This window comes from Leptospira ellinghausenii (genome assembly GCF_003114815.1).
Classification (GTDB): Bacteria; Spirochaetota; Leptospiria; order Leptospirales; family Leptospiraceae; genus Leptospira_A; species Leptospira_A ellinghausenii.
In genome coordinates this window covers 52199-72017 of record NZ_BFAZ01000001.1, presented here as the reverse complement: position 1 = coordinate 72017, position 19819 = coordinate 52199, and the positions used below count along the sequence as shown (strand labels likewise).

At 38.7% G+C, this 19819-nt stretch carries 18 protein-coding genes; 16 read left to right on the top strand and 2 right to left on the bottom strand.

The features are described from left to right. Window positions 1-82 precede the first annotated feature (82 nt). Complete coding sequence (locus DI076_RS00320) at window positions 83-1555, top strand: HD domain-containing phosphohydrolase (protein ID WP_108958077.1); 1473 nt, start codon at window positions 83-85, stop codon at window positions 1553-1555. Window position 1556: 1 nt separating this feature from the next. On the opposite strand, the gene DI076_RS00315 is transcribed toward DI076_RS00320, so the two are convergent. Further along, window positions 1557-2906 (bottom strand): adenylate/guanylate cyclase domain-containing protein, encoded by a 1350-nt coding sequence (locus DI076_RS00315; RefSeq protein ID WP_174704994.1) that lies wholly within the window; start codon window positions 2904-2906, stop codon window positions 1557-1559. Window positions 2907-2990: 84 nt separating this feature from the next. Between DI076_RS00315 and DI076_RS00310 the strand changes: the two genes are divergently transcribed. From DI076_RS00310 to DI076_RS00240, 15 genes are all read left to right on the top strand, one after another. Further along, the gene (locus DI076_RS00310) at window positions 2991-3827 is read left to right on the top strand and encodes a prenyltransferase (protein ID WP_108958075.1); all 837 of its coding nucleotides are present in this window, start codon (window positions 2991-2993) and stop codon (window positions 3825-3827) included. A gap of 17 nt (window positions 3828-3844) precedes the next feature. Further along, window positions 3845-4144, top strand: a complete 300-nt coding sequence (locus DI076_RS00305) for an LIC10362 family protein (RefSeq protein ID WP_108958074.1) — start codon at window positions 3845-3847, stop codon at window positions 4142-4144. A gap of 67 nt (window positions 4145-4211) precedes the next feature. Continuing rightward, window positions 4212-4973, top strand: a complete 762-nt coding sequence (locus DI076_RS00300) for an electron transfer flavoprotein subunit beta/FixA family protein (protein ID WP_100727621.1) — start codon at window positions 4212-4214, stop codon at window positions 4971-4973. Window positions 4974-4983: 10 nt separating this feature from the next. Continuing rightward, window positions 4984-5943: an electron transfer flavoprotein subunit alpha/FixB family protein gene (locus tag DI076_RS00295; RefSeq protein WP_100727622.1), complete on the top strand. Its 960-nt coding sequence runs from the start codon at window positions 4984-4986 to the stop codon at window positions 5941-5943. A gap of 23 nt (window positions 5944-5966) precedes the next feature. Next, entirely contained in the window at window positions 5967-6548 is a 582-nt protein-coding gene (locus DI076_RS00290; protein WP_108958073.1) for a LolA family protein, read from the top strand. A 2-nt stretch (window positions 6549-6550) separates the two neighbouring features. Then, entirely contained in the window at window positions 6551-8521 is a 1971-nt protein-coding gene (locus DI076_RS00285) for a hypothetical protein (protein ID WP_108958072.1), read from the top strand. Further along, on the top strand, window positions 8518-9486 hold the full coding sequence (gene trpS / locus DI076_RS00280; RefSeq protein WP_108958071.1) for a tryptophan--tRNA ligase: 969 nt from the start codon (window positions 8518-8520) through the stop codon (window positions 9484-9486). Before DI076_RS00285 ends, trpS begins: the two co-directional genes overlap by 4 nt. Before the next feature lie 43 nt (window positions 9487-9529). Next, window positions 9530-11359, top strand: a complete 1830-nt coding sequence (locus DI076_RS00275; protein WP_108958070.1) for a ComEC/Rec2 family competence protein — start codon at window positions 9530-9532, stop codon at window positions 11357-11359. Continuing rightward, window positions 11313-12191, top strand: a complete 879-nt coding sequence (rsmA, locus tag DI076_RS00270) for a 16S rRNA (adenine(1518)-N(6)/adenine(1519)-N(6))-dimethyltransferase RsmA (RefSeq protein ID WP_108958141.1) — start codon at window positions 11313-11315, stop codon at window positions 12189-12191. The genes DI076_RS00275 and rsmA overlap by 47 nt, the downstream gene beginning before the upstream one ends. An 18-nt stretch (window positions 12192-12209) precedes the next feature. Then, window positions 12210-13454, top strand: coding sequence for a sterol desaturase family protein (locus DI076_RS00265; protein ID WP_108958069.1), 1245 nt, complete (start codon window positions 12210-12212; stop codon window positions 13452-13454). 257 nt (window positions 13455-13711) lie between these two features. Beyond that, window positions 13712-14497: a M23 family metallopeptidase gene (locus DI076_RS00260; protein ID WP_108958068.1), complete on the top strand. Its 786-nt coding sequence runs from the start codon at window positions 13712-13714 to the stop codon at window positions 14495-14497. Window positions 14498-14503: 6 nt separating this feature from the next. Next, complete coding sequence (locus DI076_RS00255) at window positions 14504-15331, top strand: HAD family hydrolase (RefSeq protein ID WP_108958067.1); 828 nt, start codon at window positions 14504-14506, stop codon at window positions 15329-15331. Further along, complete coding sequence (rsmI, locus tag DI076_RS00250) at window positions 15328-16014, top strand: 16S rRNA (cytidine(1402)-2'-O)-methyltransferase (protein WP_108958066.1); 687 nt, start codon at window positions 15328-15330, stop codon at window positions 16012-16014. The genes DI076_RS00255 and rsmI overlap by 4 nt, the downstream gene beginning before the upstream one ends. Window positions 16015-16053: 39 nt before the next feature. Beyond that, window positions 16054-16677 (top strand): helix-turn-helix domain-containing protein, encoded by a 624-nt coding sequence (locus DI076_RS00245; protein WP_100727632.1) that lies wholly within the window; start codon window positions 16054-16056, stop codon window positions 16675-16677. 2 nt (window positions 16678-16679) lie between these two features. After that, the gene (locus DI076_RS00240; RefSeq protein ID WP_108958065.1) at window positions 16680-17606 is read left to right on the top strand and encodes a 50S ribosomal protein L11 methyltransferase; all 927 of its coding nucleotides are present in this window, start codon (window positions 16680-16682) and stop codon (window positions 17604-17606) included. Here the strand turns inward: DI076_RS00240 and DI076_RS00235 are convergent. Next, window positions 17603-19738, bottom strand: coding sequence for a 7TM diverse intracellular signaling domain-containing protein (locus DI076_RS00235; protein WP_108958140.1), 2136 nt, complete (start codon window positions 19736-19738; stop codon window positions 17603-17605). The genes DI076_RS00240 and DI076_RS00235 overlap by 4 nt on opposite strands. Between the last annotated feature and the right edge of the window lie 81 nt (window positions 19739-19819).

Sequence of the window (19819 nt, the reverse complement as noted above, 5' to 3'; positions counted from 1 at the left end):
ATGAATTTACAATTTAAGTAAGAAGATACATCATCGCCTTAACATTCATAAAGTTTCTTTAGTCGAATGGGTATAGTTTCCAATGAGCACAAATGATACAAATATAGTACCTAGAGAAAAGCTCGCAAAATTTGAGTTAACCGAAGAATCTTTAAATAGTTTTCGAAAAAACCAAAACATCCCGCTCGATTTATACAATAAAGACGGACAAATTTTAATTCATAAAAAAAGAAACCCAACGGAAGCGGACTTTGGTAAACTTTTAAAGTTTGAAATGCAAGGAGTTTACTTTTTAATTTCCGAATTAAAAAAATCAAAACCTAATGGTGCCGATAAACCTTACTTAGAACCAGGTCGAACTACAAAATTATTCGACATTGAAAAAACCGCTCGCTTCGCCAAACAATCGCAGGCGTTAATTGAAGATTTACGTAAAACATCCTTTTCGTCTGACCAAGCAGTGTTTGTACAAAACTCTGTGAATGAACTTCTCACCGATTTTACAAGTAATCCTGATTTTGAATTGGGAATTTTTAATATCTTAGAAATCTTAAGTGTAGCAGGTGTTTCCGTTGAATCAGAGCTTATGACGAAACGTACAGTTGTGGCAATGGGAATGAAGGTTCGTACACGTAAGATTGTCAACGAAGGGAAAGAAGAATCCAATAAAAAAGACCACTTAAGCCTTATGATGGCAAGTTATTTGATGGATGTAGGATATTCAAGGCTTGAAGTCAAACAAACTCCAAAACTTACAAAGGAAGAATATGCTGTTGTCCAACAACACCCTATCATTAGTTATTTAATGACCCTCCCTGCTCCCGAAGTTGAATCTCATGTCCGAACTCTGATTTTAAACCACCACCGACCATACCGAGGCAACGGGGTGAACAATAACTTCCCAGACCCAAGGTCACTTTTCACCAAACTCATGTCAGTTCGTGATAAATACAATAGAGAAGTGGGAAAAGAAAGAATCACACAAGATATCGAATTACAATTACACTTACAAGAAAACAATGTCACAACTTCTAGTTTTGAAGAAGACATTGCGATTTTATCACTGGCAAGTGAATATGCATCCCTAACTTCCAACCAACCGTGGAGACCTGCTTTTAAATCTTCTACTGCACTCAAGATGATTCTAAACGATTCGTTTTTTTCTTATAGTAACAAAAACATTCGCCACCTCCTTGATTACGTTGGAAGTTCTCTTACCAATAACGAAAATATCATTAACTTTGGTGACTTTGTGATTACAGCTTCTGTGGATTCAGAAAAACGAGCTCACTTTGACATCTGCCTTGTTTTGGATGTAGGCCGATACCAAACAAGACCAAAACTCCAAAGGATTTGTAGCATCAATCCCGTGTTCCAAAAAGGAATCAAATTTAAAATTGCAGACTTTGATTTAAAGAGCATCAAAATTGATCGTAGAAAAGCCATTATGGATTTAGCTTTACAGGCTGGAACCACACGTGTGATTTATATCATTGATCCAGAACTAAATCCCGCCTTACACGAAGCAGTTTACAAATTAAATCTAAATACTTAACTCAAACGTTTTGGTAAGCATATAGATTGATTTTTTGTTCCCTACCAGGGAGTAACACAGCTTCATTTTTATGCCATGCAGACGGTTTTCCAATTTCTTCCCATACTACTTCTGAAATGAGAAGCGGAGAACCTATCTCTTTACACGCCGACTCGATCCTTGAAGCCGTATTGACCGTATCACCAATAACGGTGTATTCCATTCTTTCTTCTGATCCTATGCTCCCACAAAACACTTCACCAGAATGAATTCCAATTCCAATTTTTATCTCTACTTGCCCTTGGGATTTCCTTTCCTCATTCCAAAGTTTCAATTCATTTAACATTGCGTATGCTGCATTTACAGCATTGGTAACATCTTCCCCTGGGATTTCAGAAGGAAGGGGAGTTCCAAAAGTAACCATGACAGCATCTCCAATGAATTTATCCAAACTACCTTTGTTTTGAAAAATGACACGAACCATTCTCCGACGAAATTCTGTTAAAAATACAGATAATTCTTCGGGATCCAAAAGTTCAGAAAACTGAGTAAACCCTCTAATGTCACTAAATAGAACCGTTACCTTTTGGCGTTTTCCTTTGCCAATGACTTCTGGATCGGAAACGATCTCGGATACCAAATCAGGAGAAAAGTATCGAGAAAGAGTTGTTTTTTGTGTTTCAGATGCAGCAAACTTTAATAACATCCTGAGACTACGAAAAATTCCATAGGATATGGCAAATGCTAAAATCAAAAAAATCACAGGTTTGGAAACAAGTGCATCCAAAAGAATAATTTCATCACCTAACACATAACTTGTCCAATCCAAACTCACTTGTGCATCAGGATCAAGCAAGGCCACCGTAATAAAGGAATAATAACTAATGAGAAAACAAAGAAAGGTAAAAACAACCAGAGAAAATCGGTATTGGAACAAACACAACGACAGAGGTAACAAATAAAAGATCATAAGGGGGGTTTTCACCAAAAAATTGGGATTCCCATCTCCTTTGATCCAATACCAGTTCAGGATGGTCATTGTAATCAAAACATTGTCTACAAGTAAACTTATGTAGTCATATTTTGTTTTCCACTTACTATCTTTTTTTTTCAGAATATGCAAATGTACAAATGTATTCATAAAATAGAAACCGATGGCAATGAAGTTGACCAAATACCCCCAGATTGTATCAATATTACTTAGGTTTGCAAAAGCACTAGCAATGAGGGCAAATCCAATGACATACCGAAATCGAACAGCAAACAAAGCTCCCATTTCTTCTTCTTCTAAAAGTAATTCCGACATATACTTGGGGAATTGGTCACGTATACAGTATACAGAGTAAATTGCGTTTCGAATGGACCTGAACATTGGCATACATTTCAGACTGCGAAAGTTTTTGTGGCAAGGGAATTTTCTTTTTGCTTTTGGATTCCGTCTTGGAATAGATGAACTATGTTCCGAAACAAAAACATAAATCGGGCATCTCAAGCTTTATTCACTTTTTCTTATTTGTCTTTTGATATCGTATTTTCCGTTTTTGCGAATTTATTTTTTTTCAAACATTACTTCCAAACCAAACTTCACCTGAGCTTAGTTTTGTTTTATCTGACTTCTGTTTGGGTCTTGTACTTGTCAGACCACTTATGGGATGCCAAAAAAGAAATTGCCCCACTCTCACTTCGTTCCCAGTTTTATTTGCAGAACCAATCCAAATTCCAATGGGCCATCGGGATTTTATTTTTATCGGCTCTCCTACTGGGTTTTGTTTGGGAATGGAAATTTCTGAGCCAGAACCAAACTTATCTCCTTTGTTTTCTGATTGTCCTTGTCCTTGTTGTGAAACAACTCTCTCCCATTCCCAAGGAAATTTTGGTTTCTGTTTTTTATACTTGGGGGATCCTCCTTCCGTTTTCAGGTGCGAAAGGATTCCCTTTGATCGTTGTCAGTTTTTTCCTCCATGTACTCGCCAATGTCTTACAGACCTACCAAATTGACAGAGAGAGGGACAAAATCCAAAATACGAACACACTGAACCTTTGGCTTTCACCACGCTTGGCAAAAGGGATAGCGATTTTGGTTTTCTTCTCCGGTTTTTCCTTCCTTTGTTTGGGTTTTCATTCCCAAAACATTCCACTTGTATTCTTTTTGGGGATGGGGCTTTCCTACCTATGGCTTGGGGTTACTTGGTATTTCTTCCCAAAACCATCCTTGCAAAAGTTGTTTTCCGAACTTTCCTACTTACCGATGTTTTTGCCTCCGATCATTTTTTTCTTCTCTGGACTCCGCTAAAAAATAAGGTTGGGTTTATGTTATTTCTCTTTTTGCATATTTTCCTCTTTTTACTCCTTAGCTCACTCTACTGGTTCCGCTTTCGCTCCCAGGTGGAGGGCCCCAAGGGAAACCTTCTCATTGAAATCCAAAATGCTGGTAAACACTGGAAAGAGACTCCCCACCTAGTACTCGTACTCGCATTTATCCTTTTCCTCCTCCTTCCCTTGGTCATTGGTTTTCAATTTTACCTCCGGTCCGATGCGAATGTCCTCGTTGTCATTGTTTGGATCGTTTGGGCTTATAATTGGAGCAAATACAGCTTCTTCCGAGAATAAATTACTTCCCTTATGACTTCCCTCTCGTTTTCTGGTCTAAGGTAATCCACGAAAACGGGGTTAAGGAATGAAAATTGTTGTTCTAGTAAAGCAGGTTCCGGATACGGAAACCAATATCAAGGTCGGTGACAAATCGATCAACGAAGCTGGCGTAAAATGGATCATCTCTCCTTATGATGAATTTGCAATCGAAGAGGGAATCAGAATTCGTGAAAAAAGCGGTGGAGAAGTCATCGCAGTGTCCCTCGGCCCGGACCGTGTCGTAGAAGCACTTCGCACTGCCTACGCTATGGGTGTGGACAGAGCCGTTCATGTAAAAGTGGATGACTATGTAACTTTTGACTCTACATACACTTCCGAACTTCTTGCCAATTTCATCAAAGCAGAAAATGCAGATGTAGTGATTGGTGGTCGTCAATCCATCGATACTGACAGCTCACAAGTTGTCGTACAAATTGCAGAGAGATTGAATGTCCCTCACGTAGCAATGGCTCTCAAACTCGAGTTTGATGGCAAAAAAGTAACAGCAACTCGCGAGATCGAAGGTGGAACTGAAGTGGTCGAAACTTCTGCTCCTCTTGCCGTGACTGCGCAAAAAGGTTTGAACGAACCAAGATACCCAAGTTTAAAAGGAATCATGTCTGCGAAGAAAAAACCAGTCGATGTGAAAAAACCAGAAGAACTTGGTGCTACTGGTTCCAAACTCGAAGTTGTTTCTCTTGAACCACCTCCTCCACGTATCGCTGGTCGAAAACTGGAAGCAGCAGATGCACAAGGTTTTGCATCTCAACTTGTAAAAGCTCTTCGCGAAGAAGCGAAGGTCATCTAAGGAGACGAACATGGCTGATGTTTTAGTAGTTGGTGAATTAAAAAACGGCGAACTTAAAAAAATCTCAAAAGAACTTACCTCTGCAGCTCGCAAAATTGCAGATGCGATTGGTGGTAAAGTTCATACTCTCATCATCACTGACAACGTTGACGCGTTTGCAGGTGATTTGAAAGCAGTTGGTGCTGATGCTGTGATCGGTGCAAACCTTGGTGAATTTTCACCAGAAGGTTATGCAAACGGTATTTTTGCCGTGATCCAAGAGAAAAAACCAGCAGTGGTCCTTATGCCACACTCTGCGCAAGGAAAAGAATACTCTGCAAGAGTTGCGATCAAAGCGAACGCTGGAATCGTAGCAGATGCAGTGGGTCTTTCTGTTGACGGTGGTAAAGTAGTAGCAAAAAAACCAATTTATTCTGGTAAAGCGTATGCGAACTTCAAAGTGTCTTCTGACATCCAAATGTTCACTGTGCGTGCCAACTCACAAGAAGTAACTCCAAAAGAAGGAGCAGGTGCGGTTGAAAAATCGGGCGCTTCTGCTGGTGAAGTGAGAACAAAATCACTTTCCAAAGACCTTTCAGGCGGAAACAAAGTGCAGTTAGCTGATGCTTCTATCATCGTATCTGGTGGACGCGGAATCAAAGGACCAGAAAACTGGCCTATCATCCAAGACTTAGCAGACACACTCGGTGCAGCACTTGGTGCCTCTCGTGCAACTGTGGATGCGGGATGGATTTCTCACTCACACCAAGTAGGACAAACAGGAAAAACTGTCTCCCCTAACTGTTACATCGCTTGCGGAATTTCCGGAGCCATCCAACACTTAGCGGGTATGGGTTCTTCTAAATACATCGTTGCGATCAACAAAGATGGAGATGCTCCTATCTTCAAAGTTGCAACTTATGGTGTTGTCGCTGATTTGTTTGAAGTAGTGCCTGCACTTACTTCTGAATTCAAAAAAGTATTGGGTTAATTCCCAATACGAACCATCTAACTTTGAGAAATTTCCTTCTCAAAATCCAGATCGTTCTCCTTTTCTCTGTCCAATTGGGTTCCCTTTGGGCAGAGGATGGACGAGATCGTCTCAATGCCGTCATCGGCAAAATGAACTCCCTTGAAAGTTTTCGCGCCTCTGTCACTTTAAATGGTGGCCTCACTGGCGTCGTATCTTACAAAAGCCCAAACCAACTCCATGTCAGGTTTAGTGATGGAAGGATCATCTCTTCCAATGGTAGGATTTTATGGTTCTATAATCCTGATTCCTCAATTGCAGGGAAACAAGACCTAAAAGGTGTTTCTGGTGGTCTTGGAGGATTGTTATCTGGTTATGAAAATGTGACTGTTAGTGGCAGAACATTTCGACTTACATCTACTACCAAACGTTATAATGAAATCATTTTAGTTGTTTCTGAGAACGACCTTCCCCGTGTTCTCAAAATGAAACGTTCCGACGAAGAAATCACAGAAATTGCTTTTTCAGGCATTGCTACCAATATTGGTCTCGGAACAGGACTCTTTAACTTCCAACCTCCCACAAGCTCACAGATTGTTGAGAACCCTCTCAACCAAAAGGAGTAATTGTGACACCAGTTTCTCGTACCGAAGCGCATCGTGTTTTTGCGGATTTGTATCGCAAAACAAGGACACCTGAACACCAACAGCTCATTGATGAAGCGATTTTAAAATCGAATGATGTCTTCATACGGATTGATCTCATCCGTAAAGTGGACGAAGACTACGAAAATAAAAACAAACCAAAAAAAGAAGACAGTCGCGACCGTGGTTTACCGGAAAGAGAACAGCCAAGAAGAGAAGTGATTTCTCGCAGCTCAACTCCCGAACCTAAACCAAAACGTTCAAGTGACTTGGTAACCGTAGACAGTGCCAAACAAAAACAAAATCCTACAAAGAAAAAGGCCACCGAACAGAAACAAGGTGGGGGACTGCTCGCAGGACTTTTTGGTGGTGGGAACAATACAAACAGTTCCATAGGAAAATTTGCAAAAGAAACAGGAACCATTGATATTGGTTTATTTGGCAGAAATCCCGCGATCTCAAATAACGTGGAACGGATTTTTCGTGGACTCAAAGAAGATGTCCTCATTCCAACCATCCAAGCCCTTCGAGTTTCAGAACAACAAGGTTGGAGGATTTGGACACCACTTGTTTATAATATCATCAATAATTTTAATAAGTTTTTTAATGCCTTTGCATCGCTTGATGCACTCATTTTAGATAAAATTTCTGCAGATATTTTTTTGGAACGTTCTCTCAAAATGCAGATGTTTTATGTACGTTTTTTACAAAGAGATGATGCAAAAGATATCATTTTGTCAAATCTACCCGACATCGTGAAGATGGACGAAAAACTCACACCCAAACTAAACAAAATCATGGAAGGTGTGAACTATGCTCTAAATCTGGAAAACAACAAACCAAGGTTATCTGATGCGATCACTGCCTTTTATATTGTAGCAAAGAAAAAAATGTTCACCTGGCCAGAAATTGTAACTGATTTACGAGTTCCCCCCATCCAAGAACATAAATTCCAAGCAGCTCGTGAAATCCAAAAAGAAGTCGAAATCACAGTCGCTAAAATTTCTGACGATATCAACACAAGGACGTTCAAAAAAGAAGAATTACAAAATCTTAGATCCAGGTATTTTTCCATCGATGACAAAGGAAAAATCAGCTTTGATTTTTTGAACCAAGTTGTTGATGATTTTATGGCGCATCATATGCCTGAGTCGGCAAAAAGCCAAACTGTCAAAAACAGTTACAAATCACAGCCACACCGCCTTGTTTACCTATTACTTCGCGACTTACAAACAGTTTATATCAATCTCATAGAAGGCTATGTTCGGTTAGGTGATAAAAACCAAAACCAAGAACTTCTCATCATCCAACCTGGTCTTTTTAGAAACGAAATTGACCAACTCAATACACTTGTTCGAACCATTGATAATTTTAACAAAAAATTCCCTAGTTTTCAATATAGTTTCCAACAATATGGAATGGATTATAGCACAGGGAACGCTGCAAGTGATCAAATTGCGGGAACCATTGTCCAAGCACTCCAAGATGCATCTGAATTTTTTGGAAGTTTTGCTGGGAAACTCAATATCATCGTGGAAAACCACTTGATGGCAAAGGTGACCGAATCCAAAGGAAAAACAAACGACAAAATCATTTCCACAAAAGACAAAGTCATCGAAGAAGTTAAAATTGCCCAAAGGTTTATACCTCACTACGACAAAGCAGTTGTTGCAAAAGAAAGAATCAATGGAATGAAAGTGGAAGATGTTTTCATTCAATTTACAAAGTATTTATACAATTATGCTGTTATCTTTAAAGACCCAACGACAACATCTAAATTAACTGCTCACAGAAAAATAGAACAAGAACTAATCAAACTCAACAAAGAATACGAACGACTTACCTACTCTACCTTTCACAAAGATAGTGGGAATCCAGAACCAACGATAGATGAGGCAAATAGTTCGGCAACGAATGAGACTAGCGAAACAATAGGGGAAGAGGAAGATACTTGAGAGTTCTCACAGGATTACAACCGTCAGGAAAATTACATTTAGGAAACTACTTCTCAGCGATCAAAAAAATCTTAGATTACCAATCAAAAGAAGAATTATTTTTATTCATCGCAAACCTTCATGCCTTAACTACCTTTCGTTCTAAAGAAGAACTAAAAGACTACACCTTGGGTTGCGCAATCGACTTACTGGCGCTTGGTGTTGATCCAAACAGAACTGTTTTTTGGGTTCAAAGTGATGTTCCCCAAGTCACAGAACTTACTTGGTATTTATCACAATCGATTACAGTTTCGCAATTACAACTTGCCCATTCTTTTAAAGACAAAGTTGCGAAAGGATTTGTTCCAGGTGCCGGACTTTTTACTTATCCAATCCTTATGGCAAGTGACATCTTACTTTTTTCAGCAGAAAAAGTTCCCGTCGGAAAAGACCAAAAACAACATTTAGAATTTGCTAGGGACATTGCGGAAAAATTCAACTCACAATTTGGATCTGTTTTAACAATTCCCGAACCAGACATAGATGAAAACACAGCTACAGTTCCTGGTGTTGATGGTGCGAAGATGTCAAAATCGTATAACAATACTATTGATTTTTTTGGTACAGAAAAAGAGATCAAAAAGAAAGTGATGTCGATTGTAAGTGACTCAAAAGCTATCGAAGAACCAAAAGATCCAGACGAGTCTATCATTTACCAAATTCATTCTTTATTCTTAACGAATTCTGAAAAAGAATCACAAAAACAAAAATACAAACAAGGTGGATTTGGATATGGGGATTTAAAAAAAGACCTATTGGAATCCATACTGAATCATTTTGCACCTTTTCGATCCAAACGAGAAGAACTCTCACAAAACTTAGATTATGTTCATTCTGTATTGAAAGCAGGAAAACAGAAAGCGCAAGAAGTTGCGGAGCAAAAATTAAGCGAAGTGAGAAACACACTTGGCATTTATCCTTTCTAAATTTAAAAGAGACCAAGTTTTTCTTTTTTGAACCTCTCCGTATGTGAGAGTCAATACAAAACTACTTCCTAATTCTAACTTTGGATGGTTTTGTTTTGGAATTTGTGTTACTGCCACGACATGCAAAATCGGGAATAAAATCCCAGGGATTTATGCCTTTCTCTTTTTGTTCCAACTTCTTTTCTTTTGCCTATTCGAAATCCTGCCACCAAGGCTCACAAAACATTGCAATCATCAAGTCCCTTGGGTGATTCTTGCATCGTTTCTCTTTTTATTATTTGCCGATACCAACCAAACACTTTCACAAAGGTTTCCAAAACGTTTTTTTCGCGATTTTTTAAAACAGGAACTAAACAGATCACCACTTTCTCCCTTTGAATCTCGAATTGTTTTGGGTCTCGTGACTGGTTCCACAAAGGAAATCCCGAAAGACTTTAAAGAACTAGCAAAGGAATCGGGCATCTTACACCTATTTGCTGCCTCAGGACTCCATTTAGGAATTTTTATTGGATCCATTCAATTTTTAGGAAACTTAATTTTTTCCAAACACCGCTGGTTATCCATCTTACTCTCACTTGGTTTTGGTTTTTTATATTTGTATGTTTTAAACTTTCCTGTCTCATTTATCAGAGCTTACCTCTTTGCGTTTTTGACTTTGGTTTCCTCTTTATTTTACCGCAAAATAGCCGTTAGTGATCTACTGATAATCTCCTCTGCGACCATTGCCTTTTTTTGTTTCTCAGATTTTTTAAGCATTGGATTTTTACTCTCATTTAGTGCTGTTTTTGGGATTTTTTATCTCAAACCCAGTTTGGACCAGATGATTTTAAAAACTAACAAATCCTTCTTGAAGGAAAATTTTACACTGACAATCGTTTGTTCCTTATGTACGTTCCCAGTTCTTGTTTATTCCTTTCACTCTTACTCATATGGAGGGATTTGGATCAATTATTGTCTGGTTCCATTTGCTGGAATCTTACTTCCTAGTTTGTATACGACACTCCTCTTCCAAAGTTTATTACCAAGTTCATTCTCCCTTCTTTTATCCCATTGGATTTGGATTCCGGCAAGTTACTTACTTTCTCTTTTTTTAAAACTCTTCCAATCTTTATCAAATTTCGAAAGAGCTTACAAGGAATGGAAATCGGAGACTACTCTACTATTAGTTGTTTCAATCCTTCTTATTTTGATCCTTTGGGCACTGCATCGTTACAACCTAAACCAAAACAGAATCACCAATCGATTGATCCTTTGTGTATTGTTTCTATTTTTTCCATTGAGTTTTTGGCACGAGGAAGTTAACTCTCTACCGATTCTCACTCAATCGGGCAAAGGTTATTTTACAATCACACTCGAGAACAAAATGTATCTTTATGGAAATTGTTCTCCTCAGAAACGGATCGGGCTCCCAAAAACAATCCATCCAATCAAACAAATCTTATTTGAATCCGAAACCTGTTTGCAAACGGTTTTACGACTGCAAAAAAAAGAAAAAATCAGGGATGTGATTTTTTTCGAAACACAAGTTTCGCCTTTCATGCGGCAATTTGAAAAACAAGGAATCCAAATCCAATCTTCAGTCCGATTGGGTAATGATCTCACAAAAAATGTAACATTATTTCGATTTGATGGCAATCCGAAAGAGGTGAACTCCTTATTACGTGCTTTAAAAGAATCAGAAAAAAACAATTCCTTTCAAAAATGGAAGGGAATCCTAGTTCTCGATTTTCCTCCTTGGAAAAAAAAGGAAGCAAAAGAATGGATCACCTATCAAAAACTACTTGGGATTTCTAACGCATGGAAAATCATCATCGTTGAGGATCAATTTGAAATCTCCTTATTCCACTATCTCACAAATCCAAACCTTCTTTGAACAAAAAGGAATCAGGGCCCAAAAAAAATTTGGTCAAAATTTCCTAATTGATAAAAACATTGTGGAATACATTGTAAATACAGCAAAACCATTGTTTGCTGAAGATGATGTTTCTTTGGCAGAAATTGGAATTGGACTTGGAACTTTAACCTATCCAATTTTGAGTTTAGGAAAACATACCGATTTATTTGAAATTGATTTTGCATACATTCAATTGGCAAAAGATGAAATTTTACCAAAGTTCCCCAAAGCAAATTTATTTGCAGGTGATGCCTTAGAAAATTTACACCATATATTCCCTAAAAAAGTTTTTGTATTTGGAAACTTACCTTACCACCTCACAACAGAAATCATCAACACACTGATCATCCATTGCCGTAACTTCCAAGGTGGAATTTTTATGGTGCAAAAGGAGTTTGCAGAACGGCTTGTGAAAGAAACCTCGTCCCTCTCCGTTTTTTTGTCTGCCTTCTGCGAAGTGAAATACCTAAAGACTGTCCATAAAAATTGTTTTTTTCCCATTCCCAAAATCCATTCCGCTCTCATTTTACTCTCTCCGAAAAAAGAAAATGGAAAACACCACTGGTCTCCCCAATCGGAAAGAGAAGTGGAAGTTTGGTCTCGGATGTTACGAACTGTTTTTTGGGGCAAACGAAAACAAATCCAAGTGAGTTTACGGGAATCTCCGTTTTCAGATGATCCCATTTTCCGTGAGGCATTGGCAGAAGCCTTGGTCCGTTCGAAAATCCCTCCGACCAAACGGCCTGAAGAATTGAACCGTGAACAATTTCTGAATCTTGGTCAACATTTACTTGACATTTTGTCAAAATGATGTCAAATGTAGTCCGCTATGTTTGAGAATTTCACACCCCCTCCCATTGTAACGTATGCCATCCCCGTTTTTTTCCTTTTGATTGGCATTGAAGTGTACATCGGTTACCGCAGGAACAAAGACCTGTACCGGTTGAATGATTCGATTGCCGATTTGAGTACGGGAATCATCTCCCAAATTTGGGGCCTTTTCCAAAAAGGTGTGGGTTTATACGCCTATTTTTATATCTATGAACACTTTCGATTTTTTGAATTTGCCATGACAAACCCTTGGGCATGGGTGCTTTGTATCGTCGGCCAAGATTTCTGCTATTATTGGTCACACCGTTTAGCACATGAAGTGAATTTCCTTTGGGCAGGGCATGTCATCCACCACCACAGTGAAGAATACAACCTTGTGGTCGCCCTTAGACAAACCGGTCTTGGTGGCCTTGTGACTTGGGTCTTTTATGTACCACTTGCTCTCATTGGTTTTCATCCATGGATGTACCTTGCGAGTGGACAAATCAATCTCATCTACCAATTTTGGGTGCACACAAAAGCAGTTGGAAAAATTGGAAAGGTTGGCGAATACATACTTTCGACACCTTCCCACCACCGAGTGCACCACGCAATTAACCCCATCTACATCGACAAAAACCATGGTGGGATTTTTATCCTCTTTGATCGTATGTTCGGGACTTTCCAAGAAGAAACAGAACCTTGTGTGTATGGAACTGTAAAACCACTTCGCAGTTTTAACCCTGTGTATGCAAACTTCCACTACTACTGGGAACTTCTGAAACAAGCGTTTGCTGCTGAATACTTTATGGATAAAATCCGCGTCTTTTTAAAACCACCAGGTTGGTACCCAAGACAAGGAAACCAACCGGCAGGATTTTTACCCATCCCAGAAGTAAGCCCAAATTCATTCCAAAAGTATGACCCAAAACCAGCTACGGAAGTGAAAACCTATACAACCACTTGGTTTGTTTTGGTTTTACTCCTCTCGTTTGCGTTTTTACTCTTTGTTCCCAAGTTCAGTTTTGTCTCTCAAGTCCTAGTGACCATTTGGGTGACACTTTCCCTCGTTTCCATCAATGCACTGATTGAAAACAAAACATGGGCGGGAGCTTTGGAGATCACAAGATTACTGTTTGGATTCTTAGTTTTAGGATACTTCGATGTCAATTGGGCTTATTATGCCATTGGTATTGTTTGTTTGGTGATTGCCGGGATTTATCTCTACCGCACAGGCCAACAGAAAACACAAGCCGCCTCTTAATCGGAAACAAAAAGGAAGGATCGAATCCCAATCGATCCTTTCTCTTCCCTTTTACCGCTTCCAAAGTAACGAACTCAATCTAATTAACGACGTTAATATTTAACTTCCCTCCGAGAAAAGGAAATGACAGAGAGAGGAACCACTTTCTTATGTCACATAAAAGCCATGATTGACGCATGTTCCCGACCTCTTCGCCTTGACCGGGTGGCGGGCCGTGAGAATTTGGCATTGCACCATAGTTTTTGAGGCGAAATGAGATGAAGCGAAACCGCAGTTACTACATCATACTGGTCCTAATCCTCTTTGTCGTGACCTACTCGGCCTATGCGGCATACCAAAAACAAAAAAACGGTCCTGTTTTTTTGGACAATCATGTGTTCCAACGGTATAACGACCAATGGGGTCTTTGGGTGGATCTGAATGCAGAGAAAAAATCCCTATTGGAAAAGGCATCCGAATTTGGTGTGCTCGCCCAAGAGGTAATGGAAATCAACCACTTGACGGAAACCGAACTCAAACGTTTGAAACGCTCTTTATTTTTCCCTTACTCCGCTGAATATATGAGGAACCTCCAAGAAAAAGAACTCTTTCGTGAAACTATTGATTCTCCGATTGACCAATTCATTTGGCCAGTGTTACCCAATAACAAATCTCGAATTTCATCTCGCATTGGAAGGCGTTGGAACACTTGGCATACAGGCCTTGACATCGCCATTCCGAAAAACTCGATCGTACTTGCGGCAGCCGATGGAGTGGTAGAAGAAGCTGGGAGAGGTGGTGACTACGGTCTTGCTGTTAAAATTTACCACCATGACATGAACCATTTCCATACTGTGTATGGGCATAACCAAGAGTTACTCGTAAAACCTGGTGACATCGTCAAAAAAGGGCAAATCATCGCTTTTTCAGGAAACACAGGAAAGTCAACAGGACCTCATGTCCATTTCGAAGTTCGATTTCATAATGTGTATTTGAATCCTGAAAACTTTCTCACTCCTTTTGAAGAAGGTGTTGCCACAAACCTTGTCGGATTTGCAGACTAAGTATTTGTGACAAACCTTACAAAGCATAGTTGGACAGATGAAATTTATGACCGTCTGACAACACTGATCCCTAAAAAAACAGGCATTGTCTGTTTTGATTTTGATAATACTCTCATCCGTAATGATTTTGGCGAAAAAATCATGGACCAAATCATCAGGGAAAATCTTACATTTTTACCAACTGACCTCTCCCCATTTTTTCGTGATAAAAAACTTTGGAAAGACCACACCAAACTGAGTTTAGCTGAAAAAGAACATTTGATATGGGAAGAATATTCTTTCCAATTAAAAGAATTTGGAATTGAAAGAGGATACCGTTGGACTTGTTTTTTATTCCAAGGTCTATCAAAAGAAGATTACTACGAAATCTCAAGACGTGCTTGGAAACGAGTGAACTTACCCGAAGATGAGTCTGGAGTTTTTCCTCAAGTGGAAATGAAGGATTTAATCCAGTATTTACACCACTTCAATTGGCAAGTGTTCATTGTAACCGCTTCTCCTGAACCTGGCATTGCTGCCATCGCCCACCACTTTCCCGTGTTAGAAAGTAATGTGATTGGTATGAGACAAACCTTAGACGGAAATGGAAGGTATACTCACGAACTCATTGAACCATATACTTATGGTGAAGGGAAAGTCAAAGCAATCGAAGAAAGGATCGGTCAGTATCCTGATTTGGTATTTGGTGATTCATTTAATGACTATCCCATGTTAACCAAAGCCAAAGAATTCGGAGTGGCAATCGATAAAGGTGACCCTGAATTTGTTAAGGCCTGCAGTGCAAAAGGAATTCTCATCCAACCATTTTTTACCTACCAATCTTTAATCAAATGAATCGATTGTATTTAGTATCCAATTCCATTGGAAACGACTTAGACCTTCCACCTCGCACCAAACAATTGCTAGAAGATGCAGATTGGATCTTAGGGGAAGAACAAAGGACTACGTCTACCCTACTGAAAAAATTAGGGATCTCTAAACCATTTGACCTCCTCAATGAACATACTTCCAGAAGTGAGATGGATGAGATAGGAATGAAACTTGCCATGACAAAACGCACTTGTCTCATTTCCGATTCTGGAAGTCCAGGCCTCGAAGACCCAGGTAAGTGGCTTGTCCCACTCGCTTGGGAGATGGGAGTGGAAGTGAGGTCTGCTCCTGGCCCCACGGCTCTTGTATCAGCTCTCACCAGTTCTGGTTTTGCAACTTCGCCTTTTTTATTCCTTGGATTTTTACCGAGAGAGGAAAAGGAAAGGGAAAAAACCTTAAAACAATACTTAGGACTTGGGATCACAATCGCCTTTTACGAAACCCCTTACCGTGCCAAACATTGCCTGGAAACTCTCGCCAAAATCCTTCCGAATGATCGTATGATCTTTTTGGCTCTGGGAATTTCGTTCGCACATGAAACCTCCTTCCGCGGGACAGCCAAGGAAGTCCAAAAAAAATTCCCACAAGGGATGAAACTCCCACCTGTGTTTGTCATCGAAGAGAAAAAAGAAAGGCACAAACGATAGTTTCTTGACAGTACCTCTGTTATATTGGACGCTTGGACAATGGTCAGTAAAGTAGAACAAACAAGTGACGGATTAGATCCTTTAATTTCAGAATCGGGCGACTATATAACAGACGTTGTCAAAGAAAACCTGAAACTCATCCGCCATACCAAAGGATTTTCTTTGGACAAACTCGCCAACCGATGTGGTGTGAGCCGTGCGATGTTGTCTCAAATTGAACAAGGGAAATCTGTGCCGACCATATCCGTTTTATGGAAAATTGCAAACGGGCTCAATGTTCCTTTTTCCGAACTCTTGAAAGAAAAAAACCAAGATGGAATCCATATCTTAAAAGCTGAAAACTCCAAGGTTTTGTATTCTAACTCGAAAGTATTCGCAAGCCGTGCACTGTTTCCATTCCTTGGAAACCGCAAAACGGAATTTTATGAACTTATTTTAAAACCTGGTGGCCATGAAGTTGCTGAACCGCACAAAACAGGGACCACAGAAAACCTCGTTGTCGTATCTGGGAAACTTCGATTGCGTGTAGGAGAAAAGGTAGTGGAACTGGAACCAAAAGACTCTGTGTTTTTTAAGGCCGATGTTTCGCATGAATATTCCAATCCTACAGACCAAGAAACTCTTATGTACTTGGTGATGGATTACACGGATGAGATAGGTTAAATTTGGAATACCGAGAATTAAAAGTTAATTTACCAAAAGAATTATCAGATCCATTTTATGAACTTCTAGATTCTTTACAATGTGCCGGGTATTATGAAATTCTATTTGACGGTGAAGCACCAAAAGAAAAAGACCAAGGCCTCATCCGAGACAATACAAATATTCGTATTTATTTACAAACTGATGAAGTGGAAAAAGAATTAAAAATTCTAATCTTTCTAAAACTTCACGCACCTAACAATTCTAATTCGGAATCACGTATCATTGAGACTAGGGATTACGAAGAAGCATACAAAGAATATTACAAACCCTTCCCTATTGGAAATAAACTTTGGGTGATTCCTACTTGGGAAAAAAATGAACCGAATACAATCGCATTATGGAAACCTACGGGAGGCATTCCTCTTTTTATTAACCCAGGTGTGGCATTTGGAACAGGTCACCATGAAACGACTAAACTCATTTTAGAACATTTGGATTCATTGTATGCAGATGGTAAGTTTTTATTCCAATCAGCTTGTGATGTGGGAACAGGTTCTGGAATTTTATCCATAGGTCTTGCAAAGTTTGGGGTTTCTAAAATTTTTGCTTTAGACATAGATCCAAATGCTGTCAAAGCAGCATGGTCTAACTGGACTGAAAACGAATATCCAAAAGGATTTCAGTTTAGTGTAGAAGAATCGGGAATCGACAATCCAAAACTTTCCAAAGAAAAATATGATTTGGCAATTGCCAATATAACGTTTGCAGTTCTCTCACAAAACATCCGTCACTTGGCAAAAATCAATGCACCTAGAATCATTTTTTCAGGAATCATCACCGAGAAAAAAGATGAGTTTTTAAGTTTATTACAAAGTCATTTGCCAGGAAAACTCCTTTATTCCAAAGAATGGAATGAATGGTGGGTTCTCGACTGGCAAAAAAATTAATCACGATTGAGAAATTTGATCAGACTGACCTGATTCCCTTTCTCGTTGTATTCAATTCGGTCAAAAACAGATTTTGTCATCAGAATCCCTCTACCATGTTGGACATGTGCCTCGTTCATTGCATCTAACGATTTTTCCATATGTTTTTTATGATCAAATCCTCTACCTTCATCGGTGATTCGATAGGCAACATATTCACTGCTAAAAGAATATTCTATTTTTACTTTTTTGTGACGATACCGTGGGTCCTCTTGTCGTTTTTGTAAAAACTCTAAATAGTTCCCTTCCATCAGTGCTTTTGATTTTTCATCAAAACTAATATTCAAATTCCCATGTTCTACTGCATTGATGATAATCTCTCGCACAGAAGACCGAACTTCCGTTTGTTCAATGTTCGTTAAGTACTTTGCTAATTGGGAAGTTATCTTTTGAGAAACAAGTTCTGCATTTCGCAGATAATTATTCATCGAAAGTTCAATTTTTTCCGAATCAATGAGTTGGATAATGGTATCTTCATATTCGGGAGATAAAGTCATTAACACTTCCCTTGTTTCTTCAAAATCAATGTATTGGATACGACATACCATTTCCTTTGGTTCTTTTACATACTTTTGTGACAACTCTGTTCTAAAATTAATGGCGGATCCGGTCATCTTTAAGTCTGTGAGTTTATCATTCACATACATCACGTTATAATCTGATTTTTGGTCTCTTCCTGTATAGAGGATCTCTGTTATTTTTTTGTTTCTCAAGTCATCCAGTCGATAACCTAGGTGTTTTGATAACGAACGATTCGCATTGATGATTTCGAAATCTTCGTTCATCATCAAAATCACTTCATCGGAACCTTGGAAAATTTCTCTAAAACGTTTTTCAGACTCTTCAATTTTTATCTTAGCATGAGATAAATCTCTTAGATTTTCTCTCAGACTTTTAGTTAAAAAATTGATTCTGTCTGCTAAACCTAATGATAATAAAATTGTTTGTAACGCTGTTCCAATTTGAATGGTCCATCTTGTAATATGATTGTCAGATAAAAATCCTAAACTTTTCAAAGAATATAACAAAACACCTAACAAAAAGAACAACCAAGAGATTAAATAATACCTCGCAGTTCGAACGTTGCCCAAAAATGTATATGTTCCACTATACACCAGTAAAAGTGCAGTGGGAACTGTTAACAATATAGAGGTGACCATCGCAACTCGGTAGTTTAAAAAAAATGTAACTAAGGAAAATATAACAAGGATTCCTACCCAAACCCACATCAATTTGGAAACTTTGGAAAGGTGTTTTTTCAAATTTAAATAATTATGAGTGAAGATGATTCCCGTGATGCAGGACAAACAAATAAAAAATGGCAAAGAGTAATTGGCCCAAAACACCCAATTGGGCCAAATGTATTGAAAAGCAAACCCATTGTTCACTAGGTGAAAGAAAAATATAGAGCTAATAAAAAAGAGATACAATAGATAACTTTTTTCATAAGTAAAAATATAAATGAAAAAATTGTAAGCAATCATCACAAACAAAATTCCATAAAAAATTCCAAAGATCATTTGCTCCTTGTTTATCTTTTCATTAAATTCTCGTTCCGTCCAAAGTTCCAATGCCAATGGAATGGTTGATTCGGATTTGATTTTGAGATAATAGACAGCCCTTGCATTAGGAAGTGTTTCGAAGGGAAAAACTGGATTTCGGTATTCCACATTTCGTTCGGAAAAAGGAGAAGAGTCACCAAGTTTTCGTAACAAAGTTTTGGGAACTGGGTCACCTAATATTTGGATTTCATCTATCAGTGGAAAATCAAATAACAAATTCCATCGCACCATTTGAGAATTTGGATTGGTAACATCCAATTTTACCCAAAACACCGACTGAGAAAAACCTAAATTAGGCGAAGTGAGTTGTTTGAATTCTCCGTCTTTTTCACCAGATACAATTGTCGCCTCTGAAATGGATTGGGTAGGATCTTCCAAAACCAAAACTTGGTTCCAAATTGCCATTCCACTCATTTCGGTAGCCAAATCAATTTTAGGTGCCGCACTTAAGAAATTGGCAGGATGGAATAAAAGGAGTGCAGATAGGAAGGACAGGATTGGAATATTAGAAATTGTCTTTGTATTTCGCATAAAAAAGCCAAGGCCAATAGAATCTATTTTTGTAATTTTTCTAGCCTTTTTTGTTTTGAGTGGTAAAATAGGGGAAAGTTC

Excerpts from the sequence above, each read along its gene's own strand:
- DI076_RS00235 (WP_108958140.1), bottom strand. The coding sequence starts at position 19,738 with ATGCGAAATACAAAGACAATTTCTAATATTCCAATCCTGTCCTTCCTA.
- DI076_RS00320 (WP_108958077.1), top strand. The coding sequence starts at position 83 with ATGAGCACAAATGATACAAATATAGTACCTAGAGAAAAGCTCGCAAAA.
- DI076_RS00260 (WP_108958068.1), top strand. The coding sequence starts at position 13,712 with ATGAAGCGAAACCGCAGTTACTACATCATACTGGTCCTAATCCTCTTT.
- rsmI (WP_108958066.1), top strand. The coding sequence starts at position 15,328 with ATGAATCGATTGTATTTAGTATCCAATTCCATTGGAAACGACTTAGAC.
- DI076_RS00310 (WP_108958075.1), top strand. The coding sequence starts at position 2,991 with ATGTTCCGAAACAAAAACATAAATCGGGCATCTCAAGCTTTATTCACT.
- DI076_RS00300 (WP_100727621.1), top strand. The coding sequence starts at position 4,212 with ATGAAAATTGTTGTTCTAGTAAAGCAGGTTCCGGATACGGAAACCAAT.
- DI076_RS00295 (WP_100727622.1), top strand. The coding sequence starts at position 4,984 with ATGGCTGATGTTTTAGTAGTTGGTGAATTAAAAAACGGCGAACTTAAA.
- DI076_RS00315 (WP_174704994.1), bottom strand. The coding sequence starts at position 2,906 with ATGTTCAGGTCCATTCGAAACGCAATTTACTCTGTATACTGTATACGT.
- DI076_RS00265 (WP_108958069.1), top strand. The coding sequence starts at position 12,210 with ATGTTTGAGAATTTCACACCCCCTCCCATTGTAACGTATGCCATCCCC.
- DI076_RS00305 (WP_108958074.1), top strand. The coding sequence starts at position 3,845 with ATGTTATTTCTCTTTTTGCATATTTTCCTCTTTTTACTCCTTAGCTCA.
- DI076_RS00245 (WP_100727632.1), top strand. The coding sequence starts at position 16,054 with ATGGTCAGTAAAGTAGAACAAACAAGTGACGGATTAGATCCTTTAATT.